Annotated in this window: 18 protein-coding genes; 6 read left to right on the forward strand and 12 right to left on the reverse strand. The window is 64.3% G+C overall.

Annotated elements, in window-relative coordinates; translation table 11 throughout:
- Positions 1-9: 9 nt before the first annotated feature.
- The 3 genes from SSO01S_RS04115 to recA all read right to left on the reverse strand — a co-directional run bounded on the left by SSO01S_RS04115 (position 10) and on the right by recA (position 2433).
- On the reverse strand, positions 10-504 hold the full coding sequence (locus tag SSO01S_RS04115; protein ID WP_066795571.1) for a hypothetical protein: 495 nt from the start codon (positions 502-504) through the stop codon (positions 10-12).
- A gap of 22 nt (positions 505-526) precedes the next feature.
- Positions 527-1153: a glutathione S-transferase family protein gene (locus SSO01S_RS04120; RefSeq protein ID WP_066796280.1), complete on the reverse strand. Its 627-nt coding sequence runs from the start codon at positions 1151-1153 to the stop codon at positions 527-529.
- A 191-nt stretch (positions 1154-1344) separates the two neighbouring features.
- Entirely contained in the window at positions 1345-2433 is a 1089-nt protein-coding gene (gene recA / locus SSO01S_RS04125) for a recombinase RecA (RefSeq protein ID WP_066795574.1), read from the reverse strand.
- 182 nt (positions 2434-2615) lie between these two features.
- Here recA and SSO01S_RS04130 point away from each other — a divergent pair, with 182 nt between their 5' ends.
- A complete protein-coding gene (locus SSO01S_RS04130) occupies positions 2616-3338 on the forward strand; it encodes an MOSC domain-containing protein (RefSeq protein WP_066795582.1) in 723 nt (240 codons plus the stop codon).
- A gap of 68 nt (positions 3339-3406) precedes the next feature.
- Positions 3407-3607: a hypothetical protein gene (locus tag SSO01S_RS04135; protein WP_245646570.1), complete on the forward strand. Its 201-nt coding sequence runs from the start codon at positions 3407-3409 to the stop codon at positions 3605-3607.
- A gap of 54 nt (positions 3608-3661) precedes the next feature.
- Here SSO01S_RS04135 and SSO01S_RS04140 read toward each other — a convergent pair whose 3' ends face one another.
- The 8 genes from SSO01S_RS04140 to dapA form a co-directional block, all read right to left on the reverse strand.
- Positions 3662-5206: a hypothetical protein gene (locus SSO01S_RS04140; protein WP_083942834.1), complete on the reverse strand. Its 1545-nt coding sequence runs from the start codon at positions 5204-5206 to the stop codon at positions 3662-3664.
- 150 nt (positions 5207-5356) lie between these two features.
- Positions 5357-5728, reverse strand: coding sequence for a response regulator (locus SSO01S_RS04145; RefSeq protein ID WP_066795598.1), 372 nt, complete (start codon positions 5726-5728; stop codon positions 5357-5359).
- A gap of 39 nt (positions 5729-5767) precedes the next feature.
- Positions 5768-8158: a hybrid sensor histidine kinase/response regulator gene (locus SSO01S_RS04150; RefSeq protein WP_066795600.1), complete on the reverse strand. Its 2391-nt coding sequence runs from the start codon at positions 8156-8158 to the stop codon at positions 5768-5770.
- A gap of 117 nt (positions 8159-8275) precedes the next feature.
- Complete coding sequence (locus tag SSO01S_RS04155; protein WP_083942835.1) at positions 8276-10354, reverse strand: M13 family metallopeptidase; 2079 nt, start codon at positions 10352-10354, stop codon at positions 8276-8278.
- 93 nt (positions 10355-10447) lie between these two features.
- The gene (locus SSO01S_RS04160; RefSeq protein ID WP_369404237.1) at positions 10448-11017 is read right to left on the reverse strand and encodes a DUF2062 domain-containing protein; all 570 of its coding nucleotides are present in this window, start codon (positions 11015-11017) and stop codon (positions 10448-10450) included.
- Positions 11010-11492 (reverse strand): SsrA-binding protein SmpB, encoded by a 483-nt coding sequence (gene smpB / locus SSO01S_RS04165; RefSeq protein ID WP_066795602.1) that lies wholly within the window; start codon positions 11490-11492, stop codon positions 11010-11012. The genes SSO01S_RS04160 and smpB overlap by 8 nt, the downstream gene beginning before the upstream one ends.
- A gap of 192 nt (positions 11493-11684) precedes the next feature.
- A complete protein-coding gene (locus SSO01S_RS04170) occupies positions 11685-12029 on the reverse strand; it encodes a GIY-YIG nuclease family protein (RefSeq protein ID WP_066795604.1) in 345 nt (114 codons plus the stop codon).
- A 39-nt stretch (positions 12030-12068) separates the two neighbouring features.
- The gene (gene dapA / locus SSO01S_RS04175; RefSeq protein ID WP_066795613.1) at positions 12069-12950 is read right to left on the reverse strand and encodes a 4-hydroxy-tetrahydrodipicolinate synthase; all 882 of its coding nucleotides are present in this window, start codon (positions 12948-12950) and stop codon (positions 12069-12071) included.
- A gap of 71 nt (positions 12951-13021) precedes the next feature.
- Here dapA and SSO01S_RS04180 point away from each other — a divergent pair, with 71 nt between their 5' ends.
- The 4 genes from SSO01S_RS04180 (at position 13022) to SSO01S_RS04195 (ending at position 16455) form a co-directional block, all read left to right on the forward strand.
- Positions 13022-15028 carry a lytic transglycosylase domain-containing protein gene (locus SSO01S_RS04180; RefSeq protein WP_066796288.1) on the forward strand — a complete coding sequence of 669 codons (2007 nt, stop codon included), beginning with the start codon at positions 13022-13024 and terminating at the stop codon, positions 15026-15028.
- 100 nt (positions 15029-15128) lie between these two features.
- The gene (gene greB / locus SSO01S_RS04185; RefSeq protein WP_066795615.1) at positions 15129-15605 is read left to right on the forward strand and encodes a transcription elongation factor GreB; all 477 of its coding nucleotides are present in this window, start codon (positions 15129-15131) and stop codon (positions 15603-15605) included.
- 85 nt (positions 15606-15690) lie between these two features.
- On the forward strand, positions 15691-15969 hold the full coding sequence (locus SSO01S_RS04190) for an acylphosphatase (RefSeq protein ID WP_066795618.1): 279 nt from the start codon (positions 15691-15693) through the stop codon (positions 15967-15969).
- Positions 15970-16068: 99 nt separating this feature from the next.
- A complete protein-coding gene (locus SSO01S_RS04195) occupies positions 16069-16455 on the forward strand; it encodes a DoxX family protein (protein ID WP_066795620.1) in 387 nt (128 codons plus the stop codon).
- A 39-nt stretch (positions 16456-16494) separates the two neighbouring features.
- On the opposite strand, the gene SSO01S_RS04200 is transcribed toward SSO01S_RS04195, so the two are convergent.
- On the reverse strand, positions 16495-17304 hold the full coding sequence (locus tag SSO01S_RS04200) for an HpcH/HpaI aldolase/citrate lyase family protein (RefSeq protein ID WP_066795626.1): 810 nt from the start codon (positions 17302-17304) through the stop codon (positions 16495-16497).
- Positions 17305-17328: the final 24 nt, after the last annotated feature.

Raw genomic sequence — 17328 nt, forward strand, 5'->3', positions numbered from 1 at the left:
GTCGTGCGATCAGGAACCGGTGTTGGTCAGTCTGCGGTATAGTCGGCGCAGTGGAGCCTCCGGCCGAAACAGCGCCGCCGCGTGCTTCGCCGTCAGGCCGAGCAGCGCGCCGATCTCGGCATCGCCGATTTCTGGACGGCTTGCCCGAAGATCCTTGGCCGTATCGATCAGTGGCCCGGAGCGCCGATCCAGGAAGGTGACGGTCCATCCCTGCGCGCATCCGAGGCGAAGCAACGCCTCATAGGTCTGAAAATCGTCCGGCCACTCCCCTCGCCCGGTGATTTCCTCGGCCTCCTGGAAAGACAGGCGCCGGAGGCAGATGCAGTCATAGATGCGCTCCTCCTGGCCAATCAGCCAATGCTGTCCGCACGCCGCGCATCGCCCGAGATGGAGCCACCACTGATCGCCGCCATGATCGCCGGCATTCCCAACCGTCTCGAAAAACTGCTCGTCCAGCTCGCCACCCATCGCGAGCACGGCCCGATCATCGAGCGTGGCGCACACGCACGATGATCGGGGCCCGCGTTCAAGCATAGGCATAGGGTCCGCCAGCGGCGAGGGCCGCTTTGTATGCGGGACGGGCGTGGATCTCCTCCAGCCACGCCGCGATGTGCGGACGACCGCGCGTCGCGCCGGCGCGCGCAACCCCGGCCTCGAGCGGGAAGCTCATCATGATGTCCGCGGCGGTCATCTCACCGCCAGCGAACCAGGGGCGCTGGGCGAGTTCCGCCTCGAGATAATCGAAATGCACGTCGATCATCGGCTGGATTTTCTTCTGCGCGGTCTTGCCGAAGAGCGGCACCCTTCCGAGCACCAGCTTGAGCAGCAGCGGCGGCATCAGCGAACCCTCTGCATAATGGAGGAAGTGGCGGTAGCGGAGGGCATCGTCACGGTGGGCGGGCGCGCCGAGACGGCCATCGGCCAGCTCGACGATATATTCGATGATCGCGCCCGTCTCTGCGATCACGCGTCCGCCATGCTCGATGACCGGCGACTTGCCGAGCGGATGGACCTTCCGCAGCTCGGGCGGGGCAAGCATCGTCCGCTTGTTCCGCTCATAACGCTTCACTTCATAGGGAAGGCCAAGCTCTTCGAGCAGCCAGAGCACCCGCTGCGAGCGGCTGTTTTCGAGGTGATGGACGATGATGGTGATGACCACTCTCCTGCCGCTCGGGGCTTAGCTTCCCACTTTTCCCGCGTCTCGTGAAATAACGTTACGCGCGAACGCAACATGCGGAAAGACCCGGCGCAGGGCAATGCGCCGGGTCTCCAATGGGAACATGTCCCGTGACCGCTGGTCCGGTGCGGGCAAGCACCGTCGCGGCCTGAAAAACATGGAAGCGATCAGAGATCATCCTCGCTGCCCTCGGCATCAGGTTCGGGGCCGGTCATCATTTCCTCGGCGACCTTTTCGGTGCGCGTGCGGATAGCCTTTTCCAGCTGGTTGCAGAGGTCTGGATTCTCCTTGAGGAACGTCTTGGCGTTCTCGCGGCCCTGACCAATGCGGACGCTGTCATAGCTGAACCACGCGCCCGATTTCTCGACCAGGCCGGCCTTGACGCCGAGATCGAGGATCTCGCCAATCTTCGACACGCCTTCGCCATACATGATGTCGAACTCAACCTGCTTGAACGGCGGCGCGACCTTGTTCTTCACCACCTTCACGCGGGTTGCGTTGCCGATGATATCGTCTCGGTCCTTGATCTGGCCGGTGCGACGGATGTCAAGGCGCACCGAGGCGTAGAATTTCAGCGCATTGCCGCCCGTCGTGGTCTCTGGATTGCCGTACATCACGCCGATCTTCATGCGCAGCTGGTTGATGAAGATCACCATGCAGCGCGAGCGGCTGATCGAGCCGGTGAGCTTGCGCAGCGACTGCGACATCAACCGGGCCTGAAGACCGACATGGCTGTCACCCATCTCGCCTTCGATTTCCGCACGCGGCACCAAGGCCGCGACCGAATCGACTACAAGCACGTCGATCGCGTTCGAGCGAACCAGCGTGTCGACGATCTCGAGCGCCTGCTCCCCGGTATCGGGCTGCGAGACGATCAGTTCATCGATGTTTACACCCAGCTTCTTCGCATAGACCGGATCGAGCGCATGCTCGGCATCGACAAACGCGGCGACCCCGCCGGTCTTCTGCGCCTCTGCAATGGTGTGGAGCGCCAGCGTGGTCTTGCCCGAGCTTTCGGGACCATAAATCTCGATCACGCGGCCGCGCGGCAAGCCGCCAACGCCGAGCGCGATATCGAGCCCAAGCGAACCGGTGGAGATCGCCTCGACCTGCATCGCTTCCTTCGAACCCAGGCGCATCGCGCTACCCTTGCCGAAAGCACGATCGATCTGCGCGAGGGCGGCTTCAAGCGCCTTCTGCTTTTCGGTGGTTGGAGCTGCCATGTTGCTGTCGATTACCTTCAGAGATGCCGCCATTTTCGATGCCCTCGCCACTTGAAGATGTCTACCGTAATCGTTGCTGTTGACGGCTTCGTATTGCATTTGTTCCAGAAGAACAAGTGCGGAACATAATTTATTTTGAGAACGGCGAGGTGAAGGGCTGCGAAGCCCTGGAAAACGCGATTGCCGCCTTCCTTCCCCTGCGTTAGCCACGCGGCATGGGGCAGATCATCGGCACAGTTGCGGCGCTCAATCGCTTTCCGGTCAAGTCTATGGCGGGCGAGGCTTTGCAGGTTGCCGAGATCGACTGGCAGGGGGTGGAGGGTGACCGGCAATATGCCTTTTACTTCCGCGAGAAGGGGTCGCGCTTCCCCTGGCTGACCGCGCGCGACATTTCAGAACTGGTGCTGCATTCGGCGCGCTTCGCCGATCCGGATGCGCCCAAGACCGCACGCGTGGAAGTCGTCGCGCCCGATGGGTGGCGCGGGCATGTCGATGATTCGGAATTGCTCGAGCGGCTGTCGGCTGCCGCAGGCGCTCCGATCGGACTGATGCAGCTCGCGATTGGGGCCTATGATGCGATGCCCGTATCCGTGGTGACGACTGCTGCGCACCGGGCGGTGGAGGCAGCACATGGATCGGCGCTCGATATGCGGCGTTTCCGTGCGAATATCCTGATCGATAGCGATCGATCGCAGGCGGAATGGGCGGGCAAGCGCATCGCCTTCGGCCCGGACGATGGGAGCGACGCCGCAGCGCTTCTGATGACCGCAGGCATCCCGCGCTGCGCGATGGTCACGATCGATCCGGACGATGCGGCGCGCGATCCCAAGGTGCTGCGGACGATCGCCGGCCAGTTCGGAAATATCTATGGGGCATATGGCGCGCCGGCCAAGAAGGGCATGGTTCGCGTCGGGGATATCGTCCGCGTCATCGAATAGGCTGCATGCGACGAAGCGTGGGCCGGTTACGCAGCATATTGCCGATCGGTGCGTTATTGCGCCGAGGAGTGCGTATTTTGGCCGATGACCGTGTAGTTTCCGTGGGATTTCTCACACAGAATGACCTCGATCGGCTGGGGGCAACCTTCGAGCGGCATTTTCCTATCGCCGATGACGACCTCTTCGCCGAACTCATCGCCAAGCTGGACGAGATCGATGCCGAGCCTTTTGGAAAGGGCGTGGTCCTGATGCCGCATCCCAAGGCCTGAGTTCCCGGGGCAAAGCCAGGCTCACCGCCCGACGCGAAGGCCGACGGCCACCCCTCACCGCTTCGTCTCCGTCTCGAAGATGAAGCTATAGTCCGATGCGAATTGCGGCGCCTTGCTGGCCAGACGCAGGCCATTCGGCCCCGCCTCGAGCAGCTTGGGCGTGGCGATACTGGCAAAGACATGACAATCCATGCAGGCGGCCTTGCCCTGCGCGAAACTCTCCATCGTCGTGTTCGAGAGGATGGTCGCGGCGCTGCCCTTGCCGTTCGGATTGCCGGCAGGCTTCGGATTGCCCTGGTTCAGTGGGATTTTTTCGCCGGGGGTCTGCGGGTTGCCGGGCGTTTGCGGCCACTGCACGTTGACCAGACGATAGTAATTGAACACCGATTTCGCGGGCATCAGGCTCCAGAACCATGCGGTCACGCCATTGGCTGCGGCGGGCACCGGGTTGAGCCGGGTGATCTGCATCGGTGCGTTGTATGGATTGCAGACTATCTGCGAAGCCGTGCACCGGACCGGCGGCGCGTTATGAACGCACTTGTAGGAATTGGCCTTAGGATCGCATTGGGGGTTAAAGAAAGTGTATCCCGGCGAAGGCTTCTGGTTGGGATTGGGCGGAAGCACCGGCGCGGACCAGCCGCCATTCAGGGCTTCATCGGGGCTGTTGTCGATATGCTCGAAGGTTGCCCAGGTCCATTGATGCATGGGGAATCGCTTGCGCGCGATGTGCAGGCCGGTGAGCCCGACGGTTACAGTGCGCTTCGCCTTGGTCACAGGATCGACCAGTTCTGCGAGCGCCGTCTTGTACCGGTAATTGAGCGAGCCATCGGCGGGGAGCGCAATCCATGAGGCCTTGAGCTCCATCGCGCCGACACTGTCGCCGAATGTGCGGACATTTCCGGCGCAATCCATATCGTCCCAGGCAACATGCGGCCCTTCGGGCAGGACCAGCCCGCCGCGCATCTGGCCCGTGTGCGGCCCATCTTCGCCGTCCTGCTTGCCCGGCTGCATGGCACAGGCGAGCTGGCCCGCCGCAGTTGTAAGGTCGAAGCCCGGCTGCGAAGTGATGAACTCGAACTCGTCACGGTTCATCATCACTTCGTAATAGGTGATGTCGCCACGCTGGCTGGTCAGCCAGTGATGCCCGCCGCCGGCCTGCGTAATGTCGCTCATGTCCAGATCGCCGGTTTTGGACGTCCGCGTGAGCACCTTGATCGCCGGGCGCTTGTCCTGCCAAGTGCCCTTCAGCACGGGGCCGAACACCGCAGCCGCCTCCTTATAGGTTTCCCAGACGAGCGGCGCCGTTCCGGTGCCGAAAGCGCTGGGCCCCACGCTGGGGTCGGGATAGCCGGGTTTCGCCGGATCGGCTTGCCAGTTGAGCGCGACGAAGCTGGCCCAGGCGAAACAATCGATCTGCGTCTCGTTCGAAATGATATTCATCGGAAGCGCGGGCGAAAGCGCCGCATAATCGGCGCCGCACGGATTGACGACGGCAGCGGCGACGGTCTGCGCCGGCTTGGAGCCGCAAGACCCGAGACTGAGCATCGCAAGCAGACTGGCACCAGCAAACACCGAAGCTCTTGAAAGTCGCAGAGCCATAACGCCTCCTCTTCCACAGATCCGTGGAAGAAAGAGTACATCATTTACGAAATAACATACGCTTGTTTTGTCTCCATTATGGCCGGATGACTATCAATCTGGAGAACCGAAGACAGAGTAGTGGGCGCTTAACCTTACGCTCCTGAACGATCAACGATCCGAAAATCGCGCTGGTGATATAAGCCGCGCAAGCGCCTTTTCGACCGAATCCATGGTGAAAGGCTTGGAAAGCGCCGGGCGATCGCGATGCGCCTCCGCGATCATGTCTCCGCCGCCGCCCGTGGCGATAACGAAGGGTATGCCGAGTTCGGCCAGCTTGTCCGCGATTGGCCAGCTCTGCTCGCCTGCCCGCAGATTCACGTCGAGGATTGCAGCGTCGCACTCGCCGATCTGCGCGAGCGCGGAGGCGACGGTGTCAGCGGTTCCGGCGACCTGATAGTCCAGCGCGTCGAGGAAATCCTCAAGCATCATGGCGATCAGGGGCTCGTCCTCGACGATAAGGATACGCTTGCGAACAGACATTTTCGCCCAATTGCAGATAAGATTCGTTACGCCAAGCGCTTATTTTGCAGCGAGAACGTCACGAGCGGCTTCGGCAAGTTGCTGTACCGAAAAGGGTTTCGGCAAGAAGGCGACATTGTCGAGGTCGATCGACTTGCGGAGCTGCTCCTCGGCATAGCCCGACATGAACAGGATCGGCAGATCGGGCCATTTGGCGCGAATGCGGCGCGCCATGGTCGGCCCGTCCATCAGGGGCATGACGACGTCCGAAACCAGCAGGTCCGGCTTTTCGATCGTGTCCAGCAGTTCGAGGGCGACCTCGCCATTCTCGGCAGTCAGCACGGTATAGCCCTGCCGCGTGAGCGCGCGTTCGGCCACGGCGCGAACCATGTCCTCGTCCTCGACCACCAGAATCGTGCCGGTGCCCCATGTGTCAGCGGGCTTGGAGCTGGCCGCGGGGCCCTTGGCCGCGACAGTCGCCTCGGCGGCGGCGTGGACCGGCAAGTAGATGGTGAACTCTGCGCCGCCTCCGGGAAGGTTCTCCGCGAAGATGAAGCCGCCGGACTGTTTGATGATACCGTACACGGTGGAAAGGCCCAGGCCCGTTCCCTTCCCCACTTCCTTCGTGGTGAAGAAGGGTTCCCAAATCTTCGGAAGAATGTCGTTCGGGATGCCAGTGCCGGTGTCCGAGATGCGCAGCGCCGTATAGTCGCCGACGGGGAGCACATCTTCGTCCATCTGGCGGACCTGCGAGGCCGCTACCGCCAATGTTTCGATCGTCAGCGTGCCGCCGCTGGGATTTGCAGCAAGCATCGCATCACGCGCGTTGACTGCGAGATTTACAACTACCTGTTCAAGTTGGCCGGGATCGGCGCGAACCGGGCCCAGATTGCGGCCATGCTTCACATTCAGCACGACGGTTTCGCCCAGAAGGCGCTTGAGCAGGTTGGAGACTTCCGAGATCACGTCGGGAAGCTGGAGGACCTGGGGACGCAGCGTCTGCTGGCGCGAGAAAGCCAGAAGCTGGCGGGTGAGCGAGGCCGCGCGGTTCGAATTGGCGCGGATCTGCTGGATATCGTCATAATCGCCGTCGCCGGGCGAATGGCGCATCAGCATCAGATCGCAGTGGCCGATGATCGCGGTGAGGATATTGTTGAAGTCATGCGCGACGCCACCCGCAAGCTGGCCCACCGCCTGCATCTTGGTGGCCTGGGCAACCTGGCGCTTGAGCTTCCCCTCCTCGCCCGAATCCTTGAGGCTGATGAGCACCGCAGCATCGCCCAGACCGCGCGCACCGGCGATGGTGATCGCGACCGGCTCCTCCGGCGCGTCGTGGAGCCGGATAGTCATCTCCGCCGATTGGGCCGCGCCGCTGGCGAACCGGCGGACGGCATCCGCAAGCGCCGCCTTGTCCTCGCGAACCACGAGATCGCCGGGGTAAAGCGGCGGCGCTGCGGCATTGACGCGGGTGGCCTTCACAAAGGCGTCGTTCATGCTGACGAACCGCCCGTCGCGATCGACCAGCGCCAGGCCCGAGGGCAGCAAGGCGATCAGCGAGCGGACATGCGCAGTGGCGCTGCCGCCGATCGCAGGCGCCGCAGCCGCACCCTGCTCCTCGTCCAGTAGCGTGACCAGCATCGGCGCGTCATCGCCGTCAAGGAACGGAATCTGGAGGACGCGCAGCGGCGTTCCCGTCAGCCCCTCCCGCTCAAAGCGAACCAGCCCCACGCTATCGGTGATGAGCAAGCGGGCGAAATCGCGCCCCTCGGCAGGCTGATCGCCATTGCCCAGCGCGCGGAGGCGAAAGACGCGATTGGCGGCGCGGATGCGTCCTTCGGGCGTGACCATCACGGCCATGATGCCCGCCCCGCCAAGCCGATCCCCGGTGCTGCCGTCGATCACCGATTCGACCTGCGCCGCCAGATCGAGCGCCTGAACGCCGATGAAGCGCCAGACCAGCGATTCATCGCCTACCCGCGCCACCCGCGCGGAGACGGGAGCGCCGAACACCTGGATATTGTCTGCCCTGCCCTCGCCATCACGCCACGCGGCGCGTGCGGCCGCACCGAGCGCGGTGACGGCGGCATCGCTCACCGGCAGGCTGGGCGGCGTAGGCCAGCCCGCGAACAGCGCTTCATAACGGCTATTGGCGCAGACGAGGCGGCCCGCCCGGTCCGTGACCGCCAGCGCATCGTCCGAAGCGGCAGCGAGCGCGTGCGCGACGGCCCAGTCGGTGGGATGTTCGGCTGCGTCCTCACTGCTCAGCAGGCGACGGGCGCTGACAAGGCCGCCCGCAGCGAGAATGCCCGCCGCGACGAACCCGACCGCCACCGCACGATCGTTGAGCGTCAGCAGGACAATCGCAGCCGCGAGGAAGCCGCCGCCGATCGCCGCCGCCAGAGGCAGCAGCGCGCGCGGCGATTTCACAGGACTGATGGGCAGAGACGCCATGGATTACCGATGTTCGGTAGCGCGGCGTGGGTCAAGTGTGAGGAGACGCCGGGAGACAGCCCCCTCACCCCTTTTCCGACTTTCTTTCCCTCCCCCGCATGGGGAGAGGGAACGCCGTTACCAGATGCGGACGCGCTTCTCGGGCGGCAGCGCCAGCTTCGAACCGGGCGCAGGCGCATAGGCCTGATACCAGGGATCAAGATTGCGAACGACCCAGGCGCGCTGAATGCTGGGCGCGTGCGGATCGGTGAGCAGGCGCTGGCGCAGCGTCGCCTCGCGATAATTGCGCCGCCAGACCTGCGCCCAGCCGAGATAGAAGCGCTGATCGCCGGTGGTGCCGTTGATCAGCGGTGCGGGAGTGTCGCCGAGCGACTTCCGGTACGCGTCATAGGCCACCGTAAGGCCGGCCAGATCCGCGACATTCTCGCCCAGGGTAAGCGCGCCCTGCACGAACTTGCCCGGAAGCGCTTCATACTGATCATATTGCGCGACGAGCGCGTCGGTGCCCGCCTTGAACGCCTTTACATCGCCCGGCGTCCACCAATCGGTGAGGCGACCGGCCTTGTCATATTTCGCGCCCTGATCGTCGAAATGATGGCTCAGCTCATGGCCGATCACCGCGCCCATGCCGCCGTAATTCACCGCCGGATCGGCATTGGGATCGAAGAAGGGCGGCTGAAGGATCGCGGCGGGGAAGGTCATCGCCACCAGCCCGAAATTGGCCTGGGCGTTCACCGTCATCGGGTTCATCCCCCACTCCCAGCGGCGGATCGGCGTGCCGAGCCGTGAGACATTGTCTTCATGCTTCCACTGCGCAACGCGCAGGCTGTTGCCGAAGGCATCGTCGGGCGCGATGCTGATGGCGGAATAGTCCTTCCACTGATCGGGATAGCCGATGCGCGCCTCGAACGCCGCGAGCTTCGCATGCGCCTTCACCTTGGTTTCCGGCGCCATCCACTCGAGCACGTCGATGCGGCGGCCCATCGCGGCGATGATGTTCGCCACCATTTCGTCCACCGCCTTCTTGGTTTCGGGCGGGAAATAGCGCGCGACATAGATTTTCGAGATATCGTCGGTGAGCGCGCTGATGGTGAAATCCACCGCGCGCTTCCAGCGCACCTGCTGCTCGGGGGTGCCCGCCAGAGCGGTGCCGAAAAAGGCGAAACGCTCATTATCAACTGCGCTGGGCAGCACGGCGGCATAGGTGTCGATGCTGCGCACCAGCAACTGATCCTTGAGCACGCCGATCGGCGCGGCATGGATCAGCTTGGCAATACCGGTGACGGCGCTGGGCTGGGCAACGAGAACATAGGGCGCCTTTTGCGCACCGATGGTCGCGATATAGCCCTGGAAATCGAAACCGGGTGCGCTCTTCGCCAGATCGGCGATGGTCATCTTGTTATAGGTCTTGTCCGCATCGCGGCTCGCAACCCGGGTCCAGCTCACCTTGGCGATCTCGGTCTCAAACGCGACCAGCGCCTTGGCGCGCGCCGCCGCATCGGGCTCGCCGGCAAGGGTCAACACATTGGCGATGTGCTTTTCATACGCAGCCTTGGCTTCGGCAAGCTTGGGATCGGACGAGAGATAATAGTCGCGGTCCGGAAGGCCGAGCCCGCTCTGCGAGAAATTCAGCGCATAGGTTTCGGGATCCTTGTCGTCCTGACCGACATAGGAACCGAAGGGCGTGCCGACGCCGTTGCGCTTGGCCTGGGCGGCGAGCGCAGCATAGCCGGACTTCGTCTTCAGCCCCTTGATCTGGGCGAGCCAGGGCTGGATCGGCGCAAGGCCCTTGGCCTCGATCGTGGCGGTATCGAGATAGGCAGCATAGGCATTGCCGATCTTCGAATTGGGATCGTTCTTCGCCTCTTCGATGATCCCGCGCGTACGCTCCTGCGAGAGATCGGAGAGCAGGTTGAACGCGCCATAATCGGCCTTGTCGGCGGGGATCGGCGTGTTCTTCGCCCAGGCGCCATTGGCATATTCATAAAAATCGTCGCCGGGGGCGACCGAGCGGTTCATGCCGGTTTCGTCGAAACCGTAATCGCCGAATGCCGGCTTGGCGCGCGCCTGCTCGGTTGGAGCGGGATCGGTGATCGGCTGCACTTCGGTGACGGGCGGTGCGGCCTGGGGCTGGGTGCAGCCGACGAGGACGACGGGCGCTGCGAGGATGGTGGTGGCAAGGAGCAGGAAACGCATTCGTTACTTCCCTAAAGGGGTCGAGGATGCGCTGTCTTACTCCGTTAGGTCAGCCGGTCAATCACCGCTCCCGCCGGATCAGGGCGAGGGAAATCAACGCTCGGCGCGCTCGTGAGTGCGCCGACGCCACTTGCCCGCGATCCACAGCCGCCAGCCCACCGCCGCGACGACATAGCCCAGCACGCCACCCACCACCGCGCAGATGGCCATGCCGATAGCGGTGGGCAGCCCAACATCATTGGCGAGCCAGTGCAGCCAGCCGGCATCGGCGACCGCCGTATTCGCCTCCGCCGCCGTGGTGCCGAAGAACTGGAGCACCCAGGTGCCGACCTTGTAATACAGGACGAGCAGGAACGGCGTGGTGAACGGATTGGTGAAGAAGGTGGTGAGCGCCGCCGCCGGCACATTCGCGCGGAGCGGCAGGGCGAGCACAGCCGATGCCGGGATCTGCCCCATCGGGATGAGGATGCCGGTGAACATGCCCAGCGCCACGCCACGCGGAACCGAGCGCCGGGTCATCCGCCAGAGCGAGGAATGCAGGATCCGGTGCGCGAAGGGTTTCAGCCAGCGATTGGATTCGAAAATGTCGCGGGTCGGCAGGTTGCGGTGAGCCCAGGCGTGAAACCGCGCCATCAGCCCCAATTTGGGGCCGCGCCTAGCCACGGTCTCTGAGAATCCGTCCCTGCTCACGCTTCCAATCCTGCTCCTTGGCCGTCTCCCGCTTGTCATGGGTCTTCTTGCCCTTGGCCAGCGCGAGTTCGACCTTCGCCCGGCCCTTTCCATTGAAATAAATGGAAAGCGGAACGAGCGTCATGCCCTGGCGCGCGACCGCGCCATGGAGCTTGTTTATCTCGCGCTCATGAAGGAGCAATTTACGGGGACGCTTCGGCTCATGATTAAATCGATTGCCGTGCGAAAATTCCGGGATGTTCGCGTTGACCAGCCAGACCGCGCCTTCGCTGATCTCCGCATAGGATTCCTTGATCGATCCCTCGCCGCCCCGCAGCGCCTTCACCTCCGTCCCGGTCAGGACAAGCCCGGCCTCATACACCGTATCGATGAAATAATCATACCGTGCGCGCCGGTTCTCGGCGACGGTCTTCACTTTATCAAAGGTGGCGGGGCGAGGACGGGCCATGGGACCGTGGCATGTAGGGAGGATGCGAAAAAAGGGAAACCCTTTCGTCATCCCGGCGAACGCCGGGACCCAGGGTTATTCGGGGAAGGCGGGCGTTATCCGGGCGCCGCCCGAGCCAAGGCATCCCTTGGCTCCATTTGCATATCCTCCGAGACGCGAGACCCGCGGCTCAACCGGCACATATGCCCTTCCCTACCCTGGGTCCCGGCGTTCGCCGGGATGACGGGTCGGCGGAAGTAGCGGGTCGAAACCCAAATCTTCGGCGAGATCGCGCCAGCGAGGATTTTCGCGCTCGATCAGATCCAGCTTCCACGCGCGCTTCCATTCCTTGATGCGCTTTTCGCGGACGATCGCGGACTCCACCACCTCGTGGACTTCGTACCAGACGAGCAGTTTGCAGCCGTACCGCTTCGAAAACCCGTCGATCATGCCTTCGCGGTGCTGGTGCGCCCGACCGAGGAGGTCCGACGTTACGCCGGTGTAGAGCGTGCCGTTACGGCCGCTGGCCATGATATAGACTGCGGGCGTGCGATGCATGCCAGCAGCATGACGCCGACGCCCGCTCGCGGGAAGCCCTCAAACCAGTCCCGCCGTTGCCAGCGCCGCATCCACCGCCGCCTTGCTCGCCTCGTTGGGCTCGGTCATCGGCAGGCGCAGCTCGACCGGGAAGCCCGGGCGGACCTTGCTCATCGCGTACTTGACCGGGCCGGGCGAAGCATCGGTGAACATCGCCAGGTGCAGTGCGAACAGCTTGTCATGGAGTTCGAGAGCCTTCGCCCGGTCGCCCGCGGCCCAGGCGGCCTGGAAATCGGCGCAGAGCCGCGGGGCAACATTGGCGGTGACCGAGATGCACCCCACCCCGCCCATCGCATTGAACGCCAGCGCGGTCTCGTCATTTCCCGAGAGCTGGGCGAAATCCGGCCCGCAGCCCAGGCGATGCTCGGTCACGCGCTGGAGCTGCCCGGTCGCGTCCTTGATGCCGACGAACCGGTCGGGGAAGGCGTTGACGATCCGCGCCACAGTTGCGGGCTGGATGTCGGTGACCGTGCGGCCGGGGACGTTGTAGAGCACGATCGGCAGCGTGGTCGCGTTGGCGACCGCCTCGAAATGGCGGAAGATGCCCTCCTGGCTGGGGCGGTTATAATAAGGCGGGACCATCAGCGCGGCGTCTGCGCCCGAATCCTGCGCGGCCTTTACGTTGCCGATCGCGACCTGGGTGTCGTTGGAGCCGGCGCCGGCGAGGATCTTCACCCTGCCCTTGGCCTGATCGGCGCAGGCGCGGACCACGTTGAAATGTTCGTCCTTGGTGAGCGTCGCCGCCTCGCCGGTGGTGCCGACGGGAACCAGCGCCGAAGACCCTTCGGCAATCTGCCATTCAACTAAAGCGCGGTAATCCTCTTCGGCGAAGGCGCCGTTACGGAACGGCGTCACCAGCGCCGGAATCGAACCGGAGAACATGGTCCCAGAATCTTCCTTAATCGGGGAAATCAGGGCTGGCAGATAGGAGCGACTTGCGTATCATGTCCAGCATGCTGGCGTCTGTATTCAAGAGTGCGTTGCTGCTTGCGGGGGTTTCGGGTGTCGCCGCTGCATCGCAGCTGACCCAATCCCAGGCCAAATGGTATGCCCAGGCGATCGAGAGCGGCATGCCGCGCCTTGCGCCTGCCTATATCCAGTCCGATGAGCTCAGCAATGTGCTGGTCGAATGGAAGCGGCTCCAGCAATCCGACAATTTCCCCTTCTCCGATTATGCCAATTTCCTGCTCGCGCATCCCGGCTGGCCCGGCGAGACGAGCAGGCGCGCGGCGGCGGAGACGGTGCTCGACAGCGGCACCTGGGCGCCGGGACTGGTCATTCGCTTCTTTGAGCGGTTCGAGCCGCTGACCGCCGCCGGGCGGCTGCGCTACGCAGAGGCGCTGGCGGCTTCCGGCAAGCGCGCCGAGGCAGAGGAGCAGGCGCGCCGGGCATGGCGTGGCGGCTCGCTGCGTCCGGCCGACGAGACCAAGCTGACTGGGGCGTTCTTCTCCGCGCTGACCCCGACGGATCATGATGCGCGTGCCGACATGCTGATCTGGCGCGGACAGACGACCGCCGCAACGCGCCAGCTTGCCTATACCTCGCCCTCCAAACGGGCGCTGTTCGATGCGCGGATCGCCTATCGCACCAAGGCCCCCGATGCGGCAGCGCGCGGCGCGGCGGTGGCGGAGCAGGGACGTGGCGATCCGGGCTATATCGCCGACCGCGCAACATGGCTGCGCGATAGCGGCCAGGGCATGGCGATGCGCTCGTATCTGGCGGAACCGCGCCGGCTGAACAGCTTCCCGGGCGATGTCGAGAAATGGTATGAAGTGTTGCTGGTCGCGGCGCGCGGCGCGGCTTCGGACGGGCAGAACGACCTGGCCTATCGCATCGCGAGCCAGGTCGACGACGCCTATCCGGCGGGCACCGATGTCAGCAGCCGGCCGTTTGGCGAGCGCGACGATTATACGAGCCTGACCTGGCTGGCTGGCACCGTAGCGCTCGAAAAGGCCGGGCGCGCGCGCGACGCGATCGGCATGTTCGAGCGCTACTCGCAGGGATCGAAGACCCCGCAGACGCAGAGCAAAGGCCTGTATTGGGCCGGCCGCGCGGCGGAAGCGGCAGGCGAGCACGCGAAGGCGCAGGCATTCTTCCAGCGCGCCGCCGGGTTCCCCGATCTCTATTACGGCCAGCTCGCCAGCGAGCGGCTGGGCAATCCGCTCAAGCGTCCTCCCGATTTCAGCGCCAAGATCGCCGATCCGGCCGTGCGCGAAGCCTTTTTCCGCCGCGAGGTGGTGCGCGCCGCGCAATTGCTCGGGACGATGGGCAACCGCCCCGACCAGAGCCTGTTCGTCCGCCAGATCGCGCAGGATGCAACCACGGATACCGATCATATCCTCGCCGCCGAGCTCAGCCGTACGATCGGCCGGCCCGATCTGGGCGTGATGGTGGGCCGCAGCGCGCTGCAGAACGGGCTGTCGGACTATACGGCGGCAGGCTATCCCTCCGTGCGCGTGCCCGATGGCCAGCAGGATTACTGGACGATCATCCATGCGATCGCGCGGCAGGAAAGCCAGTTCGACCGCGCGGCGGTGAGCCATGCCGGCGCGCGCGGGCTGATGCAGCTGATGCCTGGCACCGCACGCGAGCAATCGGGCAAGCTGGGGCTGGCCTATAACCGGGACTCGCTGACGGTCGATACCGATTACAACATCCAGCTCGGCTCGAGCTATTTCAAGCGGATGCTGAACCTGTACGGCAGCTACCCGCTGGCGGTGGCGGCGTATAATGCCGGACCGGGCAATGTGAACAAATGGCTGGCCGCGAACGGCGACCCGCGCACCGCCAGCATCGACGTGGTGACCTGGGTGGAGAGGATCCCGATCTTCGAGACCAAGAACTATGTGCAGCGCGTGCTGGAAAACGCCGTGGTCTATGACCTGCTCAATCCGGAACGCTCGCGGAGCAAGGGGCCGGCGAATCTGAGCTGGTACCTGGGCAAGAACAAGCCGGGTTAGCCCGGAGCCGTCATCCCGCGAAAGCCGGGATCGACGGCCACCGGTAGCCAACGCCTGCTGCACCGGGTTCCGGCCTTCGCCGCGATGACGGATTGGACCAATGGACCGCCCCAACTACATCACCCCCGCCGGCTATGCCGTGCTCAAAGCGGAATATGACGCGTTGCTGAGCGACGAGCGGCCGAAGCTCGTCGAGGTCATTTCCTGGGCAGCGGGAAATGGCGACCGTTCGGAGAATGGGGACTATATCTATGGCCGCAAGCGACTGCGCGAGATCGACCGGCGGCTGGGCTGGCTTTCCCGGCGGATGAAGGCGGCGCGCGTGGTCGATCCCCGGCAGCAGGAGGACCGCGCGCGCGTGTTTTTTGGCGCGACGGTGACGATCGCCGATGAAGACGACAATCACCGCACGCTTACCCTTGTTGGCGATGACGAAGCCGATGCGGGCGCCGGACGCGTTGGATGGAACTCACCCTTCGCACGCGCATTGCGCGGCGCGGCCGTGGGCGATCTGCGCAAGGTGATGCTGCCCGCGGGGGAGCGGGAATATGAAGTCATTGCGCTCACTTACCCCTGAGACGCGCCAAGCTGCTGGACTTCGCGATTCCCCTGCTCCACGCATCCGCCTAGTATCGGCGGCAAGCAAGCGCGTTAGGAAGCGAATGGCAATCAAGCGTATTCTGGTATCGGGTCGAGTGCAGGCAGTCGGATTTCGCGACTGGGTGGTGCGAACCGCAAAGGCCGAAGGCATCACCGGCTGGGTGCGCAACCGCAATGACGGGAGCGTCGAAATGATCGCGTCGGGAGAGGATGACGCCGTCACGCGCTTTGCCGACGCCTGCCGCGAAGGCCCCGCGCTCGCGCGCGTCGACCATGTCGAAGTGCTGGAAGCTGCGGGCGAGAAGCCCGGAAAAGGCTTCACCAAGCGCTTCACGGCCTGATCCTGCCGGGAGCCATCCGCCCCGGGGCCGCGCGCGCCGATTGACCATATGTCGGCAACGTGAAAGGCTCCCCTCACGAAGAGCGAGAGGAGCCACATCATGCCGATTCCCGATAGCTGGTCGTCCAAGTTGCTGAGCGTGCTGCGTATCGTTGCCGGGCTGGGATTTCTCCACCACGGCACGATGAAGTTCTTCCACCTGCCACCCCCTCCGCCGGGGATGAGCGGACCACTCAATCCGCTGATGATGACGGCGGGCGCGCTGGAGCTGGTGGGCGGAGCGCTGATCGTGATCGGGTTGTTCACCCGGCCGGTCGCGTTCATCCTCTCCGGCATGATGGCCGTCGCCTATTTCATGGCGCACGCACCGCAGGGGCTATACCCGGCACTCAACGGCGGCGAGCCTGCGATGCTCTATTGCTTCATCTTCCTCTATCTCGCGGCTGCCGGCGGCGGGATCTGGAGCGTGGACGCGACGCGCAAATAAGGTCTTGGCTCCCCGTCCGGGGATGGGGATCCATACCGCCTATTCGGCCCGGGCCAGCAGCGCCCGCGCCTGTTCGACATGCATGGCCTCGATCATGCGGTCCTGATAGCGCTCGGCACCGCCCGATGCAGCGGCGATCAGCGCCTGCGCTTCGGCGATCTCGCGCTCGCGGGGGCCAAAGGAGCGCGCGGCGATCTCTATCTGGTTGGGGTGAATCAGCGACTTGCCGTCGAACCCCAGCGCCCTGCCCTCGCGGCATTCAGTTTCCAGACCGGTAGCATCGTCCAGCTTGTTGAACACCCCGTCGAGCGCCCAGGCATCGCCCGCGCGCGCGGCCAGCACGATCGTCTGGAGCGCGACACCCATCGCCTCGCGTCCGGAGCGGGGTGGCAAGCGGAGCGTCGCGGCAAGGTCATTGGTGCCCGCGATCAGGCCAGCGACGCCCGGCAGCGCCGCTATTTCCGCCGCGGCGAGCACACCACGGGGCGTCTCTATCATCGCCAGCAATGGCTTGCCGAGCGCCGCCGCCACTCGCGCGATCTGCGCCACATCCTCGGCCTTGGGAAGCACGGCGTAATCGGCGCTCGATCCACGCACCGCCGCGACATCGTCCGCATGCTCGCGTGAATCCACACCGTTCAGGCGAATCGCCGAGGCGCTTCTTCCGAAACCGGCGGCCACCGCTTCCACCGCTGCGATGCGCGCGCTGGCCTTGTCCCCCGGCTTCACTGCGTCCTCAAGATCCAGGATCACCATATCTGCATCGAGCCCGCGCGCCTTTTCGATCGCGCGCGGATTGGAGGCGGGAAGGAAGAGCGCGGTGCGCGGGGCCAAAGCTGCTGTGGTCATGGCCGATCCCTATGCTACCAAGGG

Source organism: Sphingomonas soli NBRC 100801 (assembly GCF_001591025.1).
Taxonomy (GTDB): Bacteria; Pseudomonadota; Alphaproteobacteria; order Sphingomonadales; family Sphingomonadaceae; genus Sphingomonas; species Sphingomonas soli.

What these genes read in the sequence shown, in the direction of transcription:
- SSO01S_RS04130 (WP_066795582.1), top strand. Translation starts at nt 2,616, where the DNA reads ATGGGGCAGATCATCGGCACAGTTGCGGCGCTCAATCGCTTTCCGGTC.
- SSO01S_RS04195 (WP_066795620.1), top strand. Translation starts at nt 16,069, where the DNA reads ATGCCGATTCCCGATAGCTGGTCGTCCAAGTTGCTGAGCGTGCTGCGT.
- SSO01S_RS04190 (WP_066795618.1), top strand. Translation starts at nt 15,691, where the DNA reads ATGGCAATCAAGCGTATTCTGGTATCGGGTCGAGTGCAGGCAGTCGGA.
- smpB (WP_066795602.1), bottom strand. Translation starts at nt 11,492, where the DNA reads ATGGCCCGTCCTCGCCCCGCCACCTTTGATAAAGTGAAGACCGTCGCC.
- SSO01S_RS04200 (WP_066795626.1), bottom strand. Translation starts at nt 17,304, where the DNA reads ATGACCACAGCAGCTTTGGCCCCGCGCACCGCGCTCTTCCTTCCCGCC.
- SSO01S_RS04140 (WP_083942834.1), bottom strand. Translation starts at nt 5,206, where the DNA reads ATGGCTCTGCGACTTTCAAGAGCTTCGGTGTTTGCTGGTGCCAGTCTG.
- recA (WP_066795574.1), bottom strand. Translation starts at nt 2,433, where the DNA reads ATGGCGGCATCTCTGAAGGTAATCGACAGCAACATGGCAGCTCCAACC.
- dapA (WP_066795613.1), bottom strand. Translation starts at nt 12,950, where the DNA reads ATGTTCTCCGGTTCGATTCCGGCGCTGGTGACGCCGTTCCGTAACGGC.
- SSO01S_RS04150 (WP_066795600.1), bottom strand. Translation starts at nt 8,158, where the DNA reads ATGGCGTCTCTGCCCATCAGTCCTGTGAAATCGCCGCGCGCGCTGCTG.
- SSO01S_RS04170 (WP_066795604.1), bottom strand. Translation starts at nt 12,029, where the DNA reads ATGCATCGCACGCCCGCAGTCTATATCATGGCCAGCGGCCGTAACGGC.
- greB (WP_066795615.1), top strand. Translation starts at nt 15,129, where the DNA reads ATGGACCGCCCCAACTACATCACCCCCGCCGGCTATGCCGTGCTCAAA.
- SSO01S_RS04145 (WP_066795598.1), bottom strand. Translation starts at nt 5,728, where the DNA reads ATGTCTGTTCGCAAGCGTATCCTTATCGTCGAGGACGAGCCCCTGATC.
- SSO01S_RS04155 (WP_083942835.1), bottom strand. Translation starts at nt 10,354, where the DNA reads ATGCGTTTCCTGCTCCTTGCCACCACCATCCTCGCAGCGCCCGTCGTC.
- SSO01S_RS04180 (WP_066796288.1), top strand. Translation starts at nt 13,022, where the DNA reads ATGCTGGCGTCTGTATTCAAGAGTGCGTTGCTGCTTGCGGGGGTTTCG.